Origin of the sequence: Niabella drilacis (assembly GCF_900101395.1) — a bacterium.
Lineage (GTDB): Bacteria > Bacteroidota > Bacteroidia > Chitinophagales > Chitinophagaceae > Niabella > Niabella drilacis.
In genome coordinates, this window is sequence record NZ_FMZO01000007.1 from 217,758 (window position 1) to 240,536 (window position 22,779).

The window sequence follows — 22,779 nt, forward strand, 5'->3', positions numbered from 1 at the left end:
TACAATATTGAAAGTCGTATATACAAAGTATATACATATTTTTTAAATATCTGTAAATCAATGTTTTTTAAAAGTTCGATTCCGGCATACCTCGGCATTTTTTATGGATAGAGCCTTAAATTTGATGCAAAGAACCTTTTTGATATATATATGAAAATTTCTTTTGTCCTCATTGCTGTATCTATAATGACCGGGCGGGTTAATGCACAGCTAAATCCGGCAATCCAGCAGGACCTGGCAACGCTGGAGATATTACGTATTAAAAACCAGCCGGAAGAAGCTTTGGAACTGATAAAACGATCTGTTCTGAGAAAGGGAAATTCAGTCGACGATATGACCTATTTATATGCCAGCCAAAGTATGATCTATGGTGCTATGGATAGCCTGCTTTTGAGTAAAAAATATGCTGATCTGGGTTTGGAGTATAGCACAAAAGCTAAAAGCAGGGGGGCCAAAGCCATTGCTTACCGTGCAAATGCATCGCTTTACCGCCAGCTTAACCTGCCTGATGAAGTGGTGAAAAGCGCGTTAGAGGGGTTGCAGTTTTTAGACAAAAGCGGCAAGGACCTGCTGACTCAGTACGCGCTCAACTATTTGTTGTATGGTGTGTACAGCCGCTGGAACGATGAAACTAAAATGAACTACTATATTCGACAGTGTGAGAAAATTGCACTGATGGACAATAATGATAACTCGTTGGTCAATGTAAACAATGGCATTTCCAGTATGTTCCAGGCAAAATATGAAAACACCCGGCAAAAACCGTTGCTCGACAGCAGTTTTCATTATCTGCAAAAGTCGTTTGCACTTCATAAGAAAAATCCTGGAAAAATCAGCCCGAATAGCTTTGTGATCACCTGTGTAAATTTTGCTAATTATTATTTCGAATTTTCCAAAGAGCCATTGGAAGAACGTAAGAAGCAGGCATTTCGCTACCTTTCGCTTGCTGTGCAGGAGCTTGAAAATAATCATGCCGCACCGGATTATTGGGTTAATATATATGGTATTAAAAGCAGTTTTGCCGAAGAGGAAAAGAACCTGCCGCAGGCAGAGCAGTACCTGCTTCAATGTATTAGCCAGATACAGCAGGACAAAAAAACGTTTTACAAATCTGAATATACCGTTTATAAGCACCTGGCTGATATTGCTGTTAAGAAGGATGACCTAAAAGCAGCACTTAATTATCAGCAGATAGCCGAAAAATTATTGAAAAAGACTTTCGACCAGCAGCAAATTTTTAATACACAAAAGCTGGAAGTACAGTACGAAACGGAAAAGAAGAATCAGCAGTTGAAACTGCTGAGCCAGAGGGCTGAGTTTCGAAAAAGGCAGGACTATTTATACGGTGGCATTGTGCTGGCTTTGATGGCGGGATTGGGCTTCATGTTTCGCTCGTATCACTTTAAACTCCGGTATTCTATTGAACGCGAAAAAAAACTGGAACAGGAAAAGGGAGAAGCGGAAAATCGGGCTACAATGCAATTAAAACTGGAAAAGGAAGAACAGGCAAGACTAAAAACCGAACAGGAGCTGCTGGAACTAAAGCGTAAGCAACTGGAAAAAGAGGCATTGGCCAACTCGCTGATCATTGAACATAAAAACGATATGCTGCAACAGATACAGTCTCAACTGAAAGACGGCAATGCCGGGCATATTAAAAAACTGCTGAAAGAAGAGATGCTGCTCAATGCCGACTTTGAAGAGATTAAATTGCAAATACAGCAGTTGCATCCCGGTTTTTTCAACCAGCTTTCTGAAAAAGCTGTGCAGAAGCTTACACCATTGGACGTGAAATACTGTGCCTACCTGCATCTGCAAATGACCACGAAGCAAATAGCTCAGGCGCTACACGTAGAGCCGCAAAGTGTACGTATGTTTAAGTACCGGTTGAAGCAAAAATTCGGATTGGACAAGGATACGAACCTGGAGGAGTTTTTACAGGCTTTGTTTTGAAATGATCGCTTTTAGCGAGTTCATTTTTTTTGAAGCGTCTCTTATTAGCACAAAAGAGTTGTTGTATATCCTCGCAGAAGCTTTTCTTGAAAGTGGTGCGTTTTGAAATCAGGTAGACTGCTAACCCGATAGGGTGTTTGCGGCATATAGTTGTTTCGGGATCATTAATAGAATAGAGAATAAATAGTGTAAGATTAAAGGTATGAAAAGAATTGTTTCCAGGTATATTACCTGGGGCAAACGCATCTGAATTGGGTAAAAAGAGCACACCTGGAGCATTTTCAGGCACTATAAGTGCCGCGTGTTTATAGCAAGGTATTAAAGAGAAAAGCCGGCTCCTGTGGGAGCCGCGTAAAATTTCGGGCCCAACAAACACGCGGCTCCTACAGGAGCCGGGTTGATAAAACAGCAGATTACTATAAACACGGGGCTCCACCGGAGCTGAACAATACTGAAATTAGATGCGTTTGCCCTGGTATATTACCCTGTACAATATTTTGGCGACATGTTCCGCTAATAGGTCTGTAAAATCTAATAGTGCGCTTACCTGGATTATTGATTGGTTAGCGCAACCGTTTCTTTTTGACCGATCAATTTCGTAGCGCTTTTCTGGGTGGTTGAATATTTATCAATTGAACATCGTTGACATCATCAAGATAAACGCTATATATTACAGGTTGGATTGCCCCGATTCCTTTTTTATAAGATCTTAAAAGTACTTACTGGCGTTTTTTGCGGTTATACAAAGGACAGATAGGAAACCTATTGGAACTTTTCGTGTGAAAAAAGCAACGATATTTAGGAAAAGGAAATAGAAAGGCATTGAGCTTTTGGGACCGGTCTGCAAAAAGCTTGCTTTTTGTAGAGGTAGAGTGGACATGGCATTTTCTTTTTACAATTGAGTAAATCCCACAAATAGTCATCAGAAACTTTTGCTTCCGTTTTGCGTATTAGCCTCTACCGGCACTTTATGATACAGTGTCATCGAATGTAAGTACATCTATTGTAATTTTAAGTCAGCGGCCGGAATGTCTCTCCAGTCGGCGGCTTCTTTTTTAATCAATAGGGTGCCATAAACTGTTCCCTGTCCATAATCGGCTTCAAAGAAATTCGGGAATGCGCCGATGTAACCATTATTGCTGGCATAGGTATTTACCGCTCTAAACCGTTCGTCGGGTGTTTGCGGGTTGCCCAGGTCAGCGGCCGGAATGTCTTTCCAGTCGGCGGCTTCTTTTTTAATCAATAGGGTGCCATAAACCGTTCCCTGTCCATAATCGGCTTCAAGAAAATTCGGAAATGCGCCGATGTAGCCCTTCTTGCCGGCATAGGTATTCATTGCTCTAAAACGTTCTTCCGGCAGTTGCGGATTGCCCAGATCAACGGCCGGAATATCGCTCCAATCGGCTGCTCCCTTTTTAATGAATAGGGTACCGTAAACTGTTCCATGTCCATAATCGGCTTCGAAAAAATTCGGGAATGCGCCTATATATTCATAATTGGCCTCAAAGAAATTGGGGAATGCACCTGCATAGCCCTTGTTGCCGGCATAGGTATTCACAGCTCTGAATCGTTCTTCAAATGTTTGGGGGATGCCTAAAGTTGAGGCCAGTATATCGCTCCAATCGGCGGCTTCTTTTTTAATCAATAGGGTGCCATAAACCGTTCCCTGTCCGTAATCGGCTTCAAAGAAATTGGGGAATGCGCCGATGTAGCCATTATTGCTGGCATAGGTATTTACCGCTCTAAACCGTTCGTCGGGTGTTTGGGGGTTACCCAGGTCAGCGGCCGGAATGTCTTTCCAGTCGGCGGTTTCTTTTTTAATCAATAGGGTGCCATAAACCGTTCCCTGTCCGTAATCGGCTTCGAAGAAATTTGGAAACGCGCCGATATAGCCGTTATTAACGGCATAAGTACTCACCGCTCTGAATCGCTCATCTGAGGTTTGCGGGTTACCCAAATCCGAAGCCCGGATATCCCTCCAATCGGCGGCTTCTTTTTTTAGCAGTATGGTTCCGTAAACTTTACCGGCTTGTGAAGCGTATATATTGGTAGCTGCAAAGCGGGAAATGAACCGGTCATAATTGAATCTGGGAAACCCGTCCCTTCGTTCATAATTGGTTCTGAATAGCGCATAGATGGGCTTGCCGTCATTCGTATTGTATACTGCTTTCACCGGCTCAGCTGTAGAAAACAGGCTTAAGTTTATCTCCAGGTTGTCCCGGGCAGGATAATTGGGATCGTAAATCCTCAGGACCACATTATTGCCGCTTATTTTATATCCATAAACCAGAACCTGATGGTTATGCCCCAGGTCGCCCGGATTCAGGGATTTGATTCTGATTAATCCAATAGGGGAGGGATGCCCGTTGTCAATATCATTCTTTATCATCGGCCACTCTTCCTTTATGGTTATATAAGCGCGCCCCTGTTGCCCGGCCTGGTGCAGCAATCCTTCATCGGTATCTGCATAGGCCGGGCTCATTAGTTTTAGATACATTGTAACATCCCTGAGGTCAAAACTGGCCAGCAACCGATCGATGATATACTTTGTCAAAGGATCATTGGGGTTATTGGGCACTGTTTGTATTTGTGGTATCGGGTAATTGGCTTCATAATAATCCCGCACAGCGTTTACCATCCCTCCGCACAGCCCATTACTTGCATCACCAAACTTTATGTCGCCTATTAACGGAATGTCCTGTAATGCCGGTATCTGATAACCGAAATCGGCCCAGTGATTAGCAAATCTGAATCCATGAGTTGATGGTAAAAAACGGGGTACCGTTACTTCTTTTGAAATGTCGATATACAGGTCAACGATTTCATCGTGACTATTGTCATCGCCTGTGTGGTAAATGGCATAACCCTCGTTAATGAATTCATGAAAAATATTGAAATGGTCACCGATAGCGCTACTTGAAAATGGATTGTTCCAGTGAAAATAGCATTCGGTATTTTTGCCGTCTTCTATTTTATACTTAATATGCCCTTCTGTTCCGGTTCCGATACTTCCCAAAACCGGTATGTCACCGCCGGATTCAGATCCAAACTCCACCATCGAATTGGGCTCAATAATTTCAGGTACATGACCGGTCCATTCACCATGATCAAGTCCTTCTTCGAGTTTCGTTAGCCTGAAGCCGGTCAGGTTATGTAATTTGATTTTAACACTTCTTGCTGCCATTATTTTACGTTTTAAAGGGTTTCATTATACTTGTTTTGCGCGCGTCCGGGTGTATCAATCAGACGTTCTTATCTGCCATATTGCAATGCTGGTGCTGATTGTTCAGCCCTTGGCAGTGCCGTATCTATGGATTAAGTAAAGCTTCGTCCCCCGAAGCGGTTGCCTGATACAATTTCCATTGTTTTGCTTTTGCAGCGCTTAACTCGGTATCGGAAGGCATGGTATTTCCTTCATTCGAGGCTTCTCTCAAGATATAGGCAACTGCGGCTGAAGTTCGTACAGGCAGACTGTTAATAAGTGCTGTCATTTGTGCATCTTTAATCTGATTGTAATAACAGTTCAGTCCAACCAGGGCTGTATTTTTGGAAACATCGAGCATGGTGAGTTGATTGACAATGCAGTTCAGTTCAAGCAATGCCGTATTGCTGGAAACGTCTAGTGCCGTAAGCTGATTGGCGTAGCAACTCAGTTCAACCAATGCTGTATTTTTAGAAACATCCAGCACTTTAAGATTATTGACGTTGCAGGATAGCTTGGCCAATGCCGTATTTTTGGAGACATCCAGCGCGGTGAGTATATTGCTATTGCAGTTCAGCTCAACCAACCCCGTATTTTGCGAAACGTCTAGTTCGGTAATTTGACTGTGGGAGCAATCCAGCCGTGTTATTTTTCCATAGATTGTTACTGTCTGTGATGTGCTTAAGGTATATGAAACAGCGCTGCCAAAAATACCTATGTGTTCTCCGTCTTCCTGCTTTTTATTATTATTCAGGTCTATCCACACATCTGCCCTGTCATTAAGTGCTGCGTCAACAACTATTGATATATCACTCCCCAGGCGTATTTGGGTAGCAAATGTCATTTTATATGTATTGATACCGCCTCCATCTTTTGGCAGGGTGTAAATTGCCCCCATATAAGTGATAACAATGGCGGTGCCATTTTCAGTGATCGTAAAGCCGGGTATGCCTGGTTGACCCGGTTGCCCTGTTGCACCGTTTTGCCCCGGTATACCCTGGGGGCCGGTAGCCGGTACGGGTTTGCCTCCGGTGTCGGTAAGCAATGCCCAGCTGACGCCGTTATTGTAGCTGATGAGCCAGTAGTTGGTTGCGCTATCGATTTTTAGCATGGGGGTATTACCATTAGCACCGTTGGTACCGTTGACACCGTCTTTACCGGTGGTCCGCACTCTCTGTCCGTTTTGCAGTAACCAGTCGCCGGCCAATGTCCAGTAGTATTGGCCATCTGTATCCTGCTTTATACCAATGGTGGGAGCATTAGCGCCATCTTTACCATTGCTGCCGTTTACTCCATTGGTTCCGTTCTGTCCGTTTTTCAGTTCAATAGTGCTGCCATCGCTCATTGTAAGCAGATAGCCGGTGGCAGTAGCTGTATAGCTTTTTACGCTGATGTTTTTTTGAAGCGCAACGGCAATGTCTTTTAATGATTTGATGTCTGCATTGGTCATATTTACTGTGTTTTGCAGGGAGGCCAGCTGGGTTTTCAAATCATTCACTTCGTTTTTTAATGCATTAATATCTTTTTTCTGGCAGGCCGCGAAGATTGTAATCAACAAAGGCAGCAGGATGATTTTTGTTTTCATTGTATTTTATTGTGGGTGGTTTTTAAAGTAAGGCATAAGGACAGGGCAATTACCCATCTATCCAGTCCGGCCTGCAGTGTTTATGACATATTATTTCCCCATCCGGGGTCTCAAAACAAACCTGGATACAAAATTTCCGCATGCCGTCAGCGCTTTCGGTATTTACCTCTTGCGTGGAAAAATGCACGGTAACAGAAAGCTTAGCTGTTCCGTCTTCCCTGAAATGCTTTCCTGTGGCTATTTCTTTAAGCAGCCGGTCATAGAGCAGTACACCTAATTGTTCACGCGTGTCTGCTTTTGCCTGCATTTCGCCGATGGCTTTTATTGCCCGGTTTATTGTGTTTGAATTTGTCGCTTTCATGTATTCAGAATTTATATTTTTGATATTTAAAAGAAGCGTTATCCCTTAAAATCTTTGCTACTCCACGGCTTTGATGATTTTGGAATAGTGCACCGCACCATCTTTATCTACCTGGGCGATGCGTATAAACAAACGCATGGCCCCTGTAGGGAGCATTTCCTTTTCCTTTCTACAGGCCGCAAAACCGATCATAACGCAGATTATGATCATCAATGCCGGGATGAACACCGGCCGTTTTTTGTTTGAAAACGCAAAAAAGAAAGGCAGTAATATCAGCCCGGACAGGGCCATCGCAGCGGGCGTAAATGAAAAGTTATATTCCAGATCTGCAGCAGCGTTTCCGCCCGGGGCCTTACTGGTTACGGTGCCTGCCTTTGTAAATTTTGTTCCATCGGTGGAAACCTCAATATCATAGTACGCGCAATTTGTTTCGCCGGCGGTAACCCAGCTTACCTCGATGTGCCCGTTTTTATAAATGGCCGATAGTGTAGTAAAGGTTACCGGCAACACATTTGCCGCGGCATTGGTGGTGGCAATTGCAAATGGACTGAAGCTGGTGATGGGTGCCGCCGTGGTGATGCGGCCAATACCATTGGCAGAGTCGATCCATGCAGCAGCGCCATTGCCCAGGTCTTCCCAAAGGCTGCCATTCCAGTGGGCCACGCGCAGTTTGCCAAGATTGGTAATGGTACCGGGCGCTGCGTTGAAAGTAAATGTGGCGGTTACGTTGGTGGTGCCGGCATCCCTGCTGATAAGCCAGTAACCGGTAGTAGCAACGCCTTTCAGGGTAGTCGCCATTTTTGTTACATCATAACCCGCGGCAGTGGGGTTTTGAGAAATATATTCGGCAGTAAACTGGTCGCCGGCCGAGATCTGTTCGCCCGAAATCGTAAGCGGATAGTACTTTGCATCTGAACCCACAGGAAATGTAAAAGAAGTAGTATTGTCAATATAGGGTTCATCGGTTTTAATAACGGGGCCCACCACATGGCTTGCTGCGCTGGCAACTGGGGGTATGATATTGCGGCCCAGGAACGTAAAGGGCGCTGTTTTGCTGGATATGATCTGCCCTTTTGTAAAATTGACTTTTGCCAGCGGAATCAGAAATCCACCCGTGCTGAAAAGATTTACAGGTACATCCAGGATCAGTTTACCGGTTTCAGCTGTTTTTGCAATGGTAAGGGCACTGAAGGCAACGGGGCCATGATCGGAATATAAATGACTGTCACCATTGCCATTGAATACGATATTGTTAACGGATGTATTATTCCCGTATAGCTTAAGATCGCCTCCGATACCCGTACCACTCAAACCGATATGGCCGGTATTGGAGGCGGTGAGGGTAAGGTCGCCGGCAAACTGGTCTGGTCCGTAATTATTCAGATCATAGTCGCCGGGGGGTGAAAGCGTACCATTGCCCGGCATTTTAATAACTGCGGAGCCGCTGACTATATTTCCGGATGTAGTAAAATTGCCACTGCCGTTTTGAGTAATGGCGAGGGTGCCATTGAACCGGTTGCTATATGCATAGGCCCGGCCGTTGCCGTTTTTGGTGAAGCTGAAATGGCCCTTGAACGTATTGCCCTGTAACATCCAATTTCCTGTATTATTGCTATTGTCTGCAATATTAAATGTATCTGTGTTGAATGTGTTGTTTGTGAAACTGGCATCGCTCCCAATAAGGTCGGCAATATCGGCTTTATGTATATTTAGTTTATTGTTGGCGAATAAAATGTTGGAAACAGCGCTTATAGAAATATTTTCTGGGGAGGCGGTAGCGCCATTGCTGAAATCAGTAATACTGATGGTGGGGCGCCGGGGGGTGTCGCCATAAGTATGTTTTATATTAATATACACCGTCCCGGCCACGGTAACAGCATTAGGGTTGCCCGCGATCTCTATCATACTCATATCAGCAGCGGAAAAAATAAAATTGCCGGCAACTGAAAAATTGCGTACAGAGCAGGTTCCTGAGTTTAACAAGTTAATCCATAAATTACCATCATACCGCGAGGGGCCCGCATTGCCCAGCATCAGTTTTGCGGCAGGGTCGTACCTTGATTGGAACCAGATATTGCTTTGCTCACCGGCATTTGCTGTATAAATATTATTTCCTTCGGTAAGCGTTCCATGGTCCGCGGTAAAAGAAACGGCTCCATAAATGGTAGTGTTTTGTAATGTGCTGGTTAAATTTGCACCAAAACCATTGGAGATTAAGAAACCCTGTACATAATTCTGTTCAAAAGAGCTTGATGCATGAATTTCAGCACCCGGATGCGTTGTTAGTTTTGAAATTGTTAAAGACGATTTGTTTATATAAAATTTCCCCCAGATGTCTAATGCCCCAATGCTAACTGATGGAGAAGACGGAAGAGAAGGATAGTTGATGTAATTAGCCGGTAAAACCACATTTTCAGCTGCAACCGGCGCGTGCCCCAAGGACCAGTTTTGGGCATTGAACCAATTGTTGTCTACCGTACCCTTCCAGGTGTTTTGCCCATTGGCAACCAATAAGGCCCACCAGCTAATGGCAATAAGTAGGATAAGTTTTTTCATTGTTGTTGTTTTAAACAAGAATTGCCCGGCATCGAATATTAGCATAGTGTTGACCCGCCATAGCAAGGGCCCTGCTGCAGGCCATCTATATCAACCAGGTGATCCGGAACATAGCTGTTTTGAAGAATGCTATGTCAATGGAGCGGCAGGTCTTAATTATTATCAATTATTTTAACAATCTTCGAGTATGAAGCACTGCCATCGAGGTCATGCTGCGCAATGCGTATATATATCGATGCCCGGTCGCCAGGGCTGTTTATGCTTTTGTTTTTACTGCAGGAGCTGCATACAATGATTGATAAAAACACTAAAAGTTTTAGGAGGCGCCTTCCCGGAAAAGATAAGAGGATCATACAAACCGGCAAAAGCGAAAAGCTTATTAAAATGCCCTCGTTGTCTGCCGTAAGGGAACAGGTATAACTTAACCGGCTGGATGAATTACCGTTGATCGCCTTGGTTTTTACACGCGCCACTTCCTTAAAACGCATTCCATCGTTTGATACCTCAACACCAAAATACGTATTGTGTTCTTCGCTGTATGTGTCCCAATTGATGGTGATATTGTTTTTATTCCGCACCGCCTGTACCGGGCCAAAAACTGCAGCCAATGGGGTTGATGCAGGAAAAACATTCGAGGCAAGGTCGGTTACTCCGCTGCCGGAATAAATCTGTTTCGCCTGTATAATATTTGTGTTGTTTGCATTTTGGATGGTGGCGGGATCAAGATAGTAAATCCCGTCGGCGGCACTATTGGCGTTGTATGCTACGGAAAGGTACATGCCGCCATTGATATCGAAACAGCAACCGGTAAAGCTACCCGTAAAAGGCTGGTTGTTCTCATTATAAATCTGCCATTTTCGTGTCAGCAGTGTATTGCCACTGGGAGATGTGGCGGCGGTTTTTAGATTTTCCGGTCGCCCGGTATAAATATAGTTATGGTCCGATCCTCCTGCTACAACATACATGTTTCCCGAGGCATCAAAACACAGATCGCCACCCTGAAAATCGAATGCGGTTCCCCCCGAGAGCTGTACATCATCATCAACAAGTATTGTAGTTCCCTGATTCAGGCCGCTTGAGGGCATTTTGGCCAGGCATATTTGAAAGCCGTCTGAGATGATGGTCCACACGCTTGAAGGGGTGTTGTTGTCATTGGCCAGGCGCACAAAATTCCAGGCTGCAAAGGAGGGTGTATTGGCGGGGAAATTCCATCTTGAAACCTTCATGTTACCGGAACCGCCATCACTGCTCACGCTATACAAGTCAAAAGTGTTGGCCCCAAGATCATATTGGTTACTCCAGTAGAAAAAACCGTCCTGCTGGCGAAAATAAGCGTTGCTGCTGAGGGCGGCAAATGAAGTATTCGTATAAAAAAGCGTGGAAGGCCCCGATATATATTTACCATTGCTCACCGTAAAACTTTCAACTCTTTGTATGTCTCCCTGATCCCTTGCCACCCATAAATTAATGGAGGGGTTACTGCCGTCTGTAAGGGTTATTGTTGTTGAGGCCGTTGTTCCCCTGGTAGCCATTACTGTATAAGTTCCGATCGCTGCGGTAGATTTAAAAACTACATATACAAAACTGCTATTGGTTCTTAATGAGGTAGCGGAGCCATAGCTGTCTGTCGTATTTAAAGTAACCCCAACAGGATTTGCCGTATTATTGGGGCCTGTTATCGTCCAGTCTGTAAAATAATTGCCGGGAGCAGAGATCAATAAAGTAGCGATGACCGTATTGGGGTAAATACCGCTTGCATTAGGTCTCGTCAATGTTTTGGGATAATAGGCTAAAGAGTCAACAGAGGTTAAGGGTGGCAGGTCCTGGGCCGGTAGCACTGCGCTATATTGCAATAGGAAAACAAGTACCGCTGTTATGATATATTGATGCTTCATTTTTGATGGTATTCTATCTGTGTTGATGCTTCATTGTCCATTACTGCTTTTTCCCCCTTTAATAGGTCGGATAGGAATCTTGCCCGGGCTTTTTTTTGCTGCCGGCCGCCAAACAGATGAACGCATAAATCATTATAGCCAGACCAACAATGAGTGGCTTTAATGCCTTATTAACAACTCCGCCGGCAATGCAAATTGCGGCGAGCACGATAATAAAAACCATTGCGCTTTTTCGGGGCACCAGGATTAAAGGCATTCTCCCTGTTTTTTATTAATAAATAGATATATCGGCTCAGTTGTAACATGCTTCTGAACTCCTCCACGGAACCGGCACTGCATTTACTATTGATATGTCTAAAATAAACTGGTCAGCAGTCTGTATATTGAAACACTTTGCAAACGGCACATATTGTTGTATAAAATGCAGCTATCCTGTATGAATGCTGCAGGAGAGCAGGCCGGCATCACCGGCGTCGGCGATCATACATTACGGGCTTTCTTCCTGCATATTTCCGGTCAGCATATTCCTTTATACAGTATAACCGGTCATTTATACAATCAAACGGACTGTTGATATAGTAAGACGGCACCCGGTTCATTATTGACCGTTAATTTCAGTATACGGCAAGACCGATTTTTATGAAAGCCTCCATCTTACTATTCCTGTTTGGGGTTTTTTCTTTTCAAACGAATGTTCCGGGCCGAACCGGAAAGAGTAGGCAAAAAAGCTTTTCGATCCCCGAGAATGCTCACTATCTTTCGGAAAAGGAAGATTCCTTAAACTACATGAGCCGGCTGGATAAGCTGCAGGTTGCCGAGGCAAACCTGCGCCTTCGCCAGCAATGGCTTTTTAGTGGCGTGGCATTGCTGTTGCTTACAGGTATTGGCAGCTTTATTATCTATAAGAACGCCCTGCAACGGGAACGGCTAAAAGCGGAACAGCTGAATAAAGCGCTGGACCTGGAAAAGATAACCAGCTTTTTTTCAACCGAGCTGATCAATAAAAATACGGAAGATGAGGTGCTTTGGAGCGTGGCAGGCAATCTTATTTCCAGGCTGCAGTTTGAAGACTGTATGCTCTATTTATGGAATGAGGATAAAACAATGATGATACAAAAAGCAGGCTATGGTCCTAAGGGCAGCATCGAGGAAATAGAGAAACAGCCTTTTACCGTTGTGCCCGGCCAGGGTGTGGTAGGCGCCGTAGTTGCTGGCCGGGAAGCCCTGTTAATTCCGGATACCACGCTCGATCCGCGCTACCGGGAGGATGAAATGTTTCGCCACAGCGAAATATGCGCGCCGGTACTGTACAACAACGAACTGTTGGGTGCTATTGACAGCGAACATTCTCAAAAAAATTACTATACCCCCATGCACCTCAATATACTGGTAACCATTGCTACGCTGCTGGGCAACAAACTGAATGCGATACGCAATGCCCGGGAAATAGAGCAGCAAAAAAAGGAAATGGAAACCATGAATGCGAAGATGGCCGAAATGCAGCTGGCCACACTCAGGAGCCAGATGAACCCGCATTTTATATTCAACTGCCTGAATTCCATAAGGCTTTATGCTGCTAAAGACGATAGTCAGTCGGCCACCATGTACCTTACTAAATTTTCGAGGCTGATGCGGCTGGTATTGGAAAATACAAAAAATGAACGCGTTACGTTGAAACAGGAAATAGAAATGCTGCAGCTCTATATTGAAATGGAAGCCATGCGCTTTAAACACAAACTGAAATACCAAATCAGCATTGCCCCCCAGATTGAGCAGGAATATATTGAAGTACCTCCCATGATTATTCAGCCCTTTGTGGAAAATGCCATCTGGCATGGGCTAATGCATAAAGAAGAAGGGGGTATGCTGCATATTATGATCCGACAAAGCGACGAGGTTTGTTTAACCATCACCATTCGGGATAATGGTATCGGCAGGGCCGAAGCGGCCCGGCTGAAAAGCAAATCGGCCATTACTCACAAATCATATGGCATGCATATTACACAGGATCGCCTGGAAGCGCTCAACCAAAAATATGGCATCCATGCCGGGGTGGCTATCAGGGATCTGCATGCGGGCGACATAGCCACAGGTACCGAGGTAACGATAACCCTCCCCATGACTTAAAAATGCGTAAATGAACATTCAGAATTTAGCGTTGCCCGGAATTTTTCTTAAATTTAGTACTTGTATCCCCGCTATCTGTTTATATTAGTCCTGTATTGCTTATTGGCATTTAGCCCGGCAGGGGGGCAAGATCTTGTGATTCCAAAAATTACGGCAAGACCGCCTGTGAACTATATTTTTAACAACCTGGACAATACGAACGGGCTTGTAAATGACAGGGTGACCTCAATAGCCCAGGACAAAAGAGGATTTATCTGGATTGGTACTGAAAAGGGATTGCAACGGTACGACGGCGTGCGCTTTGCCAATACCGTTGATACGGGGGCATCGGTTAACGCGCCCCTGTATGTAAACATTATGGCTATTGATGACGATCGCAACAGGGTGTTGTACACGGCCATAACACAAACAAAACAATGGAGCTATCTGGCCAACAAAACGACTGTGGTGTCTGCTGCTGATGATTGGAAGAAGGGCGTGTCAGAAAATTTTACCGACCAGAAAGGGCATCAACTGCAACTGCAATTTTATACCAAACAAAAAACGACGGATAACGAAAATACGGTACAGGGAATCGCATTGATAAAAGCGCCGGGCGACCAGGAACCCTTATTTGCCAATTTTATACAGGACAGGATACACAACGAAACATGGGCCCTGGTTGCCGATAAGTGCTTTTTTTTATTTGATCACAAGCGAAAAAAAGTATACGACTCGCAATACGATCCTGTGGGGAATACCCTGAAACCCTTTGCCGGTAATCATTTGTTTATCCCTGACGGTAAATATCCGCTAAGGGCTTTCCGTGATTGGAAATTAGATACGCATGGCAATATCTGGATCGTATCCTACTCGCATTTTATCTTCCGGTATAATTTATATGCAAGACAATTGTACCGGTACGACCTGAAGGACATCATCAAGAAATGCGGCGGTAAGGTGATGCCCTATATCAGCGCCAACAACTACCTTGATGACCATCAGGGTAATTTATGGATCGCTACTTCTTATGGGGGGGTATTGCAATACCGTTTCGGCGATAGCAGTTTTGCTCTTGTAACGCATTGGCCCGGCCACCATTTATCGCTTCAATACAATTATGATATATTTAGTTTGTTCCAGGACAGGGAAGAAAATATCTGGATAGGATCCGACAAGGGCATTAGTGTTTTTAATCCCAACCGACAATATTTTACCCCGCTCAGCAATTTCTCATCACAACCACAGGCTGCGCCGGAAACAGAATTGACAACGGCCTTCAGGGCAAAGAATGGCGACCTTTATACAGGAAACTGGGGCAATGGTATAAATATATATGACACCCTTTTTCATTTAAAAAAGAAAATTTTCTTTAATGATATATATGCAAAAAATCAGGTCTGGTGTTTCCTGCAGGACGACGAGGGAAATATATGGGCAGGCGGCCAGTATGGTTTTTTGCATATTATTAACCCTGTTACCTTATCTGTAAGAACGCTGAACCCGCCCGAATTTGAGGGGAAAACTATACGCACAATGGTGCAGGATGGCAACGGGAATATCGCATTCGGGTTGCACAGCGGCAAGGTTGTGGTGTGGCATAAACAACAACGACAATTTCTCCCCTACAGGAATGAACGACAGCCCCGTTCTTTAACGCTCCGGTCCGTTTTGGCCCTATTTGTTGGGCCTTCGGGGCTTTGCCTGGTGGGGACTGAGGATGGACTTCGGGAGTTTGACATACAAAAACAGTGTTTTGAAGATACGGTTTATCGCCTGGTACCTTCCAATGCTACCTTTTGTAACAGCATTGCACCCTATAACGGAGATACGGTGCTTGTTGCAATGCGCTACGGGGGGCTGTATTTCTTTAACACAAAACTAAAAACCTATACGCCGTTGCGTGCGCGGGTTGCCAATGCACCTGCAACGGCATTTGCCGCCAGAACGGATAACAAAAGAAATATCTGGTTTACATCAGACTATCAACTCTATAAATACGCACCTGCGCAAAATGCACTTTCTGTTTTTTATCCGAAGATCGGGGTGCTGAACAGCGCTTTTTCAGGGGAGCTCATTACAACGCCTTCCGGAGAATGGATCACATGGACCACCACTGAATTGGTTGTTTTTGATCCTGGTAAATTGCCGGTGGATGTTGCTGCACAGGTAACCATTACCGGGTTAAAAATATTTGACAGACAGGTACCCGTCGATTCCCTGCTTTTTGCAAAAAAGCCCGTGGTGTTCTCCTACAAAGAAAATTTTATAACCATTGAATTTTCCAACCTGAAATTTTTGAGCGTGACGCCCACCACCTATGTTTATCGCCTTTCCGGTGTAGATAAGAATTGGGTAAGCGCAGGCGAACACGCGCAGGCCAGCTACACTAATTTAAACCCGGGTACCTACAGGTTTGAAGTAAGGGCCGGGATGGGTGGCAATAGTACATTTATAGATATTGTCATTAACGGGCCCTTCTGGGGAACAACCTGGTTTAAGGTACTGTGTTTTGCCTTGCTGGCGGTCATCGGTTTTGTACTGGTTAAGTGGCGCATAAATGCTATACGCCGCGAAGCGCATATAAAGGAACAAATGGCCCACTCTAAAGTAATGGCGCTGCGCGCGCAGATGAACCCGCATTTTATCTTCAATTGTTTGAATTCTATACGGCTTTATGCCGCCAAAAACGATAGCCAGTCGGCCACCATGTACCTTACAAAGTTTTCGAGGCTGATACGTTTGGTACTGGAAAACAGCAAAAACGAACGCGTTACTTTAAAGCAGGAGATGGAAACTATCCAGTTATATATTGAGATGGAGATCATGCGCTTTAAAGACAAGCTGCAATACGAAATCAGCATCGATCCCCATATTGAACAGGAATATATAGAACTGCCCCCAATGATGATTCAGCCCTTTGTGGAAAATGCCATCTGGCATGGGCTCATGCACAAAGAGGAGGGTGGAATGCTTTATATAATGATCCGGCAAAGCGATGATGATTTTTTAACCATTACCATTCGCGATAACGGTATCGGCAGGATAAAAGCGACCCTGCTGAAAAGCAAATCGGCCACCACTCATAAATCATACGGGATGCATATTACGCATGAACGACTGGAAGCACTGAACCAAAAATACGGTACCCATGCCAGCGTGGCCATTCATGACCTGTATGAGGATCACATAGCCGCAGGCACCGAGGTGACGATCACCCTACCGGTAACTTAAAAAAATAAAAACATGGAGCGGATCAAAACGATAATCATTGATGACGAGCCAGACAGTATTGAGCAAATGCAATTGTTGTTGTTGCAATACCCGCAACTGCAGGTTGTTGCCACTTTTACCAGCCCGGTAAAGGCGCTGCAGGAAATTGAACTGCTGGACCCCGGTTTGATATTCCTCGACATCGAAATGCCGCAAATGAATGGGTTTGAACTGCTGGAGCGATTGCGGGGGCTTCATTTCAATGTGGTATTTGCAACTGCTTACAATGAGTTTGCACTTAAGGCATTTCGGTTTAATGCGCTCGATTATTTGGTAAAGCCTGTTAACCCGGAAGAACTGAATGAAGTGGTCATGAAAGTGTCGGGGCAAAAGCGATTGCACGAAACGCAGCTGCAGCAATTGAAGCAGCAGCTGCGCCTGGGGCATATAAGTAAAATTGCCATTCCCGGCACCTCTCAGGTATCATTTGTAGATATTAAGGATATTGCTTTTGCGGAAGCCTCGGGTAATTACTCGACCCTGGTGCTGCAGGATGGCCGAAAAATGTTGATTACCCGGAAACTAAAAGAGATTCAGGATGTGCTGGAGGAGCAGCATTTCCTGCGCATACACCGGCAGTATATTATCAATCTCAATTTGGTAAAATCCTTCAACCGGAATGAAAACCTGCTTACCCTGGTGACCGGTAATGAGCTGCCCGTATCCCGCAACCAGAAAAATCGGTTGGAAGAGAGTTTCGGGTGGTTGTAATTGCCGGATACTTAAAGCTAAAAGGGCAGGAGCTGTTTATCTATTTTTTGCTTAAGTATTCTTTACCTGGTTCCATGGCCCCTTTGGTAAAAAAGCAATTTTTGAGCATTATCAAAGCGGTGTGTCCGGTTAAGAGAATTCATTAGAGTCGGGCTTAAAGGGCTTTGAACAAAAGAAGAGGGAACTGACCATTCGTCTGGGTTTGGGAGAGATCAATAAGGAGACATATGATCTTACTTTAGAGCATTTGTCAAATGAAATGCAGGAAATTTATAAAGAAATGAATGCACTTCCGGGAAAGATATCTAACCTCGAAAACTTACTTGAAGTTTCTCTTAAAAAGCTTGAAAAACTCAGTATGATATGGGTGTCTGGCGGATTGGATAATAGGAGAGCGGTGCAAAAAATATTGTTTCCTAATGGCTTTTTTTATGATGCTCAAAACATGAATATCTAACCAAGGTACCTGTCTTTTTGATTTTGCCTGATCCGTTTTTTGAAATCCGTCCGTGTTCCGTCCGGGAACCGGCACAAAAAAACCTTGTAGTATTGACTCCTACAAGGTTTCCTGCTCTTAGTTTAGTACCGCGTACGGGAATCGAACCCGTGATTCATCCGTGAAAGGGATGCGTCTTAACCCCTTGACCAACGCGGCGTTATCCGTTTTTGGGAGTGCAAAGATAGTGGACTAAAATGGATTCGCCAAAAAAAAATGAAAAATAATTACTTTTAAAAAAAAGGGGGCGAAAAATCGAAATCGTTTAATATGTATTCCGTACAAAATGCTGTAACTTTACGCCTCCAAAAATTGTTCTTACTTAATTAAATTTTTTACACAACTATGAGTACAGTAAAAGTAGCCATCAACGGCTTCGGCAGAATCGGTCGTTTGGCTTATCGTCAAATCTACAACCAACAAGGTATCGACGTTGTTGCGATCAATGATTTGACCAGCCCTAAAGTATTAGCTCACCTGTTAAAATATGACTCCGCTCAGGGTGGCTTTCACCAGGACGTAAAAAGCACTGAAAACTCTATTATCGTTGACGGTAATGAGATCAAAATATATGCCCAGAAAGATCCTTCTCAGATTCCCTGGAAAGATCATGATGTAGACGTGGTACTGGAATGTACCGGGTTCTTTACCGACAAAGCAAAAGCGGAAGCGCACATCGCTGCAGGTGCTAAAAGAGTAGTGATCTCTGCACCCGCTACCGGCGATCTGAAAACCGTTGTGTTCAACGTGAACCACGATATCCTGGACGGCAGCGAAACCATCATCAGCTGTGCTTCCTGCACTACCAACTGTCTGGCCCCGATGGCGAAAGTACTGGATGATACCTTCGGTATCGAACTGGGTATCATGACCACCATCCACGCGTATACCAACGATCAGAACACCCTGGATGCTCCGCACCCGAAAGGTGACCTGAGAAGGGCAAGAGCCGCCGCCGCCAACATCGTGCCCAACAGCACCGGTGCTGCAAAAGCAATCGGCCTGGTATTACCGAACCTGAAAGGAAAACTGGACGGTAGCGCACAGCGGGTGCCTACGATCACCGGTTCTATTACTGAACTGAATGTGACGTTGAAGAAACAAACTTCCGCTGAAGAGATCAATGCCGCAATGAAAGCCGCAGCTAATGAAAGCTTTGGCTACAATGAAGATGAGATCGTGAGCAGCGATGTGATCGGCACGCACTACGGTTCTTTGTTTGATGCTACATTAACAAAGGTGATGACTGTAGGCGACAAGCAACTGGTTCGTACCGTTTCCTGGTATGATAACGAAATGAGCTATGTATCACAGCTGGTTCGTACGGTTGAATATTTTGCAAAACTGATCAGCAAGTAATTCAGAAATAAGCAGTCAAAGCGGAACACTTCGTTCCGCTTTTTTCTTTTTAAATAAGACCTGTGAGATTTTTTAAACCTCACAGGTCTCTAAAATCTTTAACAATGTCGAAATTTTCAAACTATAACTTCAAAGATCAGAAAGCGCTGATCCGGGTAGACTTTAACGTTCCGCTGAACGACCAGCTGGAAATTACATCGGATGCCCGCATGAAGGCCGCCGTGCCCACCATCAAAAAGATCCTTTCCGATGGTGGTAAAGTGATCCTGATGAGCCACCTGGGGCGTCCCAAGAACGGTCCGGAAGACAAGTTTTCTCTCAAGCACCTGGTGGCGCACCTGAGCGAATTGCTGGGTGGAGCCACTGTTTTGTTTGCCAATGATTGCATTGGTGAGCAGGCTTATCTTACAGCAGATATGATGCGCCCGGGTGAAGTGCTGTTGCTGGAAAATCTCCGCTTTTACAAAGAAGAGGAAAAAGGCGATGAAGCGTTTGCCGAAAAACTCAGCAAGCTGGGTGATGTATACGTGAATGATGCCTTTGGTACCGCACACCGTGCCCATGCTTCAACTGCCGTTATAGCAAAATTCTTCCCGGGTGATAAAAAAATGTTTGGGCTGCTGATGGAGAACGAAGTGAACAGCGCACAGAAGGTATTAACACAAAGCGAAAAGCCGTTCACCGCTATCCTGGGCGGGGCAAAGGTTTCCGACAAGATCCTGATCATTGAGAACCTGATGGAAAAAGCTACGGATATCATCATCGGTGGCGGTATGGCATATACCTTCTATAAGGCAATGGGCGGTAAGATCGGTGCTTCTCTTTGTGAGGAAGATCGCCTGGATACTGCAAAAGAGATCCTGGAAAAAGCCAAAGAAAAAAATGTATGCATCCATTTACCGGGTGTAAGCATTATTGCCGATAAATTTGCCGCCGATGCCAGTGTTTCGGAATCGCCCAGCGACAATATCCCTGAAGGATGGATGGGACTGGACATTGCCAATGAAGCCCGGGTGCAGTTTGCAAATGTGATCAAAAAATCTAAAACTATTTTGTGGAATGGCCCGATGGGTGTTTTTGAAATGGAAAAATTCCAGGCCGGAACCAAAGCCATTGCGGATGCGGTTGCCGAAGCTACGCAGAACGGGGCTTTTTCGTTAGTGGGCGGTGGCGACAGTGTTGCGGCCGTTAATAAGTTCGGGTATACCGATAAGGTAAGTTATGTATCCACCGGTGGTGGTGCCATGCTGGAATTCTTTGAAGGTAAAATACTTCCGGGTATCGCAGCTATTGAAGAAGCCTGACGATAACCACTTTAATAAGATGAAAGAGGCGTTCCCGGACGCCTCTTTTTTATTGATGGATCTGGTTGCTGCTTAAAGATCAGAGATGTTAATCTTTTACTACCTGGATGATCTTGCTGAGGCTTGCTGTTTTTCCGTCTTTATCAACCTGCGCAATGTGTATAAAAACAGTATCCCCCTTTCTGTTAACGGCATCGTTGAAATGCTTTTTACAGGCGCTTAGCATCAGGGTTGCAATGACCGCAGATGCAAGTAAATACAATCCGGGTCTTCTTTTTATTGCAGCCGCCCAGCCGGCAGTGACCAGGAGCAACACAACCCGGAGAACGCGGGTATTGTCATAGTCCGGCTGACCTGCAGCAGAAGGAACTGAAAGCGAATGTGTTGATGCCGCTCAATTTGTTTAAAAGCGCAGATGCTGCTCGACTCCTTTTGATATATTTGCGCGGTTTAAACCCCTGTGGATATGAAGACGACCCCGGAAAACACTGTTTTGCGCTGCTTTACAAGAACAATAGCGCTCCTGATGCTGCTGGTTACACCCGCCCTGCATATACACAGCAATGGACAGGAGATCACCAATCGCCTGACGGGCTATTTCAATGCAACCTCCGATACGTTGTTATACAATTATTTCTCATTTGATGGAAATGGTAAGTTAGATATCACAGGAATGGGCGACGGCTATTATTTTCAGAAGGGCGATAGCCTGATCGTCTATCCCGATAAAAGTATCTTTAAATTTCTGCTGAAGGATAATAAATTGTATGGTGTATCCGAATGGGTGAATGGAGGCGTATGGCAATTGATCGGGGATTCGGTGGTCGAAAGCAGGCGCACCAGCGCAGAGGCGGCGGATCGCATCGCATACCTGCTGAATCAGTATTATGAAATAAAGGCACAGGACAGAACAGGATTCCTGGCGGCAGAAGATCACGCTTATAGAGGAAAAATGAAAGCGCTCTGCGATAGCGGTCTTTCCAAAGCATGCCTGGATTATGCCGGTTTGCGGATCATTGAAAACTTGGGGGGTATCGGGGCATTGCTGGGCAATAAACCTGTTGATATAAAGCAGGATGCAGATCCCGAAATACTGTCTATTATCGAAAAGGTGATCCGGATGGGGGATATGGAGGGATATGCAGTTTTGGGAGGTTATTATACGACCTTGCAGGATCGTAAGAAAGCAAAGGAAGTGCTGGAAAAAGGTGGGGAACTGGGATGCCGCCGTTGTGTATGGGCTGCGTTTTCGATAGCACTGGAAGAAGAAGCCGCCGGGGCGGAAGCCGCAGGTAAAAAGAAGTCGGTACCTGAGCCGGTAAAAAGAAAGAAATAAAGGATCACTGTACAGCCATGCAGGGCAAACGCATCTAAATTGGGTGAAAAGAGCGCACCGGGAGCATTTGCAGGTACAGTAAGTGCCTCGTGTTTATAGCAGGGTATCAAAAGGGAAACCCCGGTTCCTGCAGGCGCCGCGTAAAATTTCAGGTCAAACAAACACGCTGCTCCCCCGGAGCTGCACAATGCTGAAATTAGATGCGTTTGCCCTGACTGCCATGTTTCAGGCGGTATCGTTTTGCACTTTTATCGTAGTTTTGAGCATGGGTCACCTGTTCTCCTTTAAAAAACTATTCCGGGGCTTTGGCTATGCCGGCAACGGGTTAAAAGCTGCGTTCCGGTCGGAGCAAAATTTCAGGTTGCATACGTTCGCAGCCTTGCTCACCATCGCGCTGGCGTTTTTTTTAAGAGTGACTGTATACGAATGGCTGATCATTATTATTTGTATTGCTGGTGTAATGGGAGCCGAGCTGATCAATACCGCCATTGAAAAAGTCTGTGACCAGGTCAGCACCGAGAAGCATCCGGGGATCCAATACATCAAGGATGTTTCAGCAGCCGCAGTGTTCATTATTGCAGCAGGGGCCTTTATTGCAGGGGTGGTCATTTTTATACCCCGTTTACTGAAACTGATATAACC

16 protein-coding genes and 1 tRNA gene are annotated in these 22,779 nt (G+C 45.0%); 10 read left to right on the forward strand and 7 right to left on the reverse strand.

The genetic code is table 11. The features are described 5' to 3' along the window. Window positions 1-150 precede the first annotated feature (150 nt). Window positions 151-1,953, forward strand: a complete 1,803-nt coding sequence (locus BLS44_RS14410; protein ID WP_143019781.1) for an MICOS complex subunit MIC60 — start codon at window positions 151-153, stop codon at window positions 1,951-1,953. A gap of 1,000 nt (window positions 1,954-2,953) precedes the next feature. Here BLS44_RS14410 and BLS44_RS14415 read toward each other — a convergent pair. The 5 genes from BLS44_RS14415 to BLS44_RS14435 form a co-directional block, all read right to left on the reverse strand. Continuing rightward, window positions 2,954-5,137, reverse strand: coding sequence for an aegerolysin family protein (locus BLS44_RS14415; protein ID WP_090390795.1), 2,184 nt, complete (start codon window positions 5,135-5,137; stop codon window positions 2,954-2,956). A gap of 124 nt (window positions 5,138-5,261) precedes the next feature. Continuing rightward, complete coding sequence (locus BLS44_RS14420; RefSeq protein ID WP_090390796.1) at window positions 5,262-6,740, reverse strand: PL29 family lyase N-terminal domain-containing protein; 1,479 nt, start codon at window positions 6,738-6,740, stop codon at window positions 5,262-5,264. A 49-nt stretch (window positions 6,741-6,789) separates the two neighbouring features. Further along, complete coding sequence (locus BLS44_RS14425; protein WP_090390797.1) at window positions 6,790-7,101, reverse strand: hypothetical protein; 312 nt, start codon at window positions 7,099-7,101, stop codon at window positions 6,790-6,792. Window positions 7,102-7,158: 57 nt separating this feature from the next. Continuing rightward, window positions 7,159-9,657 (reverse strand): hypothetical protein, encoded by a 2,499-nt coding sequence (locus BLS44_RS14430; RefSeq protein ID WP_090390798.1) that lies wholly within the window; start codon window positions 9,655-9,657, stop codon window positions 7,159-7,161. 152 nt (window positions 9,658-9,809) lie between these two features. After that, window positions 9,810-11,552, reverse strand: a complete 1,743-nt coding sequence (locus tag BLS44_RS14435) for a hypothetical protein (RefSeq protein WP_143019782.1) — start codon at window positions 11,550-11,552, stop codon at window positions 9,810-9,812. Between the two features lie 436 nt (window positions 11,553-11,988). On the opposite strand from BLS44_RS14435, the gene BLS44_RS26570 reads away from it, so the two are divergent. The 5 genes from BLS44_RS26570 to BLS44_RS14460 all read left to right on the forward strand — a co-directional run bounded on the left by BLS44_RS26570 (window position 11,989) and on the right by BLS44_RS14460 (window position 18,099). Continuing rightward, window positions 11,989-12,126 (forward strand): hypothetical protein, encoded by a 138-nt coding sequence (locus BLS44_RS26570; RefSeq protein ID WP_176954426.1) that lies wholly within the window; start codon window positions 11,989-11,991, stop codon window positions 12,124-12,126. A gap of 65 nt (window positions 12,127-12,191) precedes the next feature. After that, a complete protein-coding gene (locus BLS44_RS14445) occupies window positions 12,192-13,679 on the forward strand; it encodes a histidine kinase (RefSeq protein ID WP_090390802.1) in 1,488 nt (495 codons plus the stop codon). A gap of 165 nt (window positions 13,680-13,844) precedes the next feature. Beyond that, on the forward strand, window positions 13,845-16,892 hold the full coding sequence (locus BLS44_RS26815; protein WP_218127761.1) for a sensor histidine kinase: 3,048 nt from the start codon (window positions 13,845-13,847) through the stop codon (window positions 16,890-16,892). Window positions 16,893-16,904: 12 nt separating this feature from the next. Next, window positions 16,905-17,642 carry a LytR/AlgR family response regulator transcription factor gene (locus tag BLS44_RS14455; RefSeq protein ID WP_090390805.1) on the forward strand — a complete coding sequence of 246 codons (738 nt, stop codon included), beginning with the start codon at window positions 16,905-16,907 and terminating at the stop codon, window positions 17,640-17,642. 202 nt (window positions 17,643-17,844) lie between these two features. Further along, entirely contained in the window at window positions 17,845-18,099 is a 255-nt protein-coding gene (locus BLS44_RS14460) for a hypothetical protein (RefSeq protein ID WP_090390806.1), read from the forward strand. 126 nt (window positions 18,100-18,225) lie between these two features. Here the strand turns inward: BLS44_RS14460 and BLS44_RS14465 are convergent. Beyond that, window positions 18,226-18,297: transfer RNA gene (locus tag BLS44_RS14465), tRNA-Glu, on the reverse strand. Between the two features lie 186 nt (window positions 18,298-18,483). On the opposite strand from BLS44_RS14465, the gene gap reads away from it, so the two are divergent. Beyond that, complete coding sequence (gene gap / locus BLS44_RS14470; RefSeq protein ID WP_090390808.1) at window positions 18,484-19,497, forward strand: type I glyceraldehyde-3-phosphate dehydrogenase; 1,014 nt, start codon at window positions 18,484-18,486, stop codon at window positions 19,495-19,497. Window positions 19,498-19,601: 104 nt separating this feature from the next. Continuing rightward, window positions 19,602-20,801, forward strand: a complete 1,200-nt coding sequence (locus BLS44_RS14475) for a phosphoglycerate kinase (protein ID WP_090390809.1) — start codon at window positions 19,602-19,604, stop codon at window positions 20,799-20,801. Between the two features lie 88 nt (window positions 20,802-20,889). Here the strand turns inward: BLS44_RS14475 and BLS44_RS26580 are convergent, their stop codons facing one another. Next, on the reverse strand, window positions 20,890-21,063 hold the full coding sequence (locus BLS44_RS26580) for a hypothetical protein (RefSeq protein WP_176954427.1): 174 nt from the start codon (window positions 21,061-21,063) through the stop codon (window positions 20,890-20,892). Window positions 21,064-21,267: 204 nt separating this feature from the next. Here BLS44_RS26580 and BLS44_RS14480 point away from each other — a divergent pair, with 204 nt between their 5' ends. Then, complete coding sequence (locus tag BLS44_RS14480; RefSeq protein WP_143019783.1) at window positions 21,268-22,137, forward strand: hypothetical protein; 870 nt, start codon at window positions 21,268-21,270, stop codon at window positions 22,135-22,137. A 187-nt stretch (window positions 22,138-22,324) separates the two neighbouring features. Further along, window positions 22,325-22,777: a diacylglycerol kinase gene (locus tag BLS44_RS14485; RefSeq protein WP_245729219.1), complete on the forward strand. Its 453-nt coding sequence runs from the start codon at window positions 22,325-22,327 to the stop codon at window positions 22,775-22,777. Window positions 22,778-22,779: the final 2 nt, after the last annotated feature.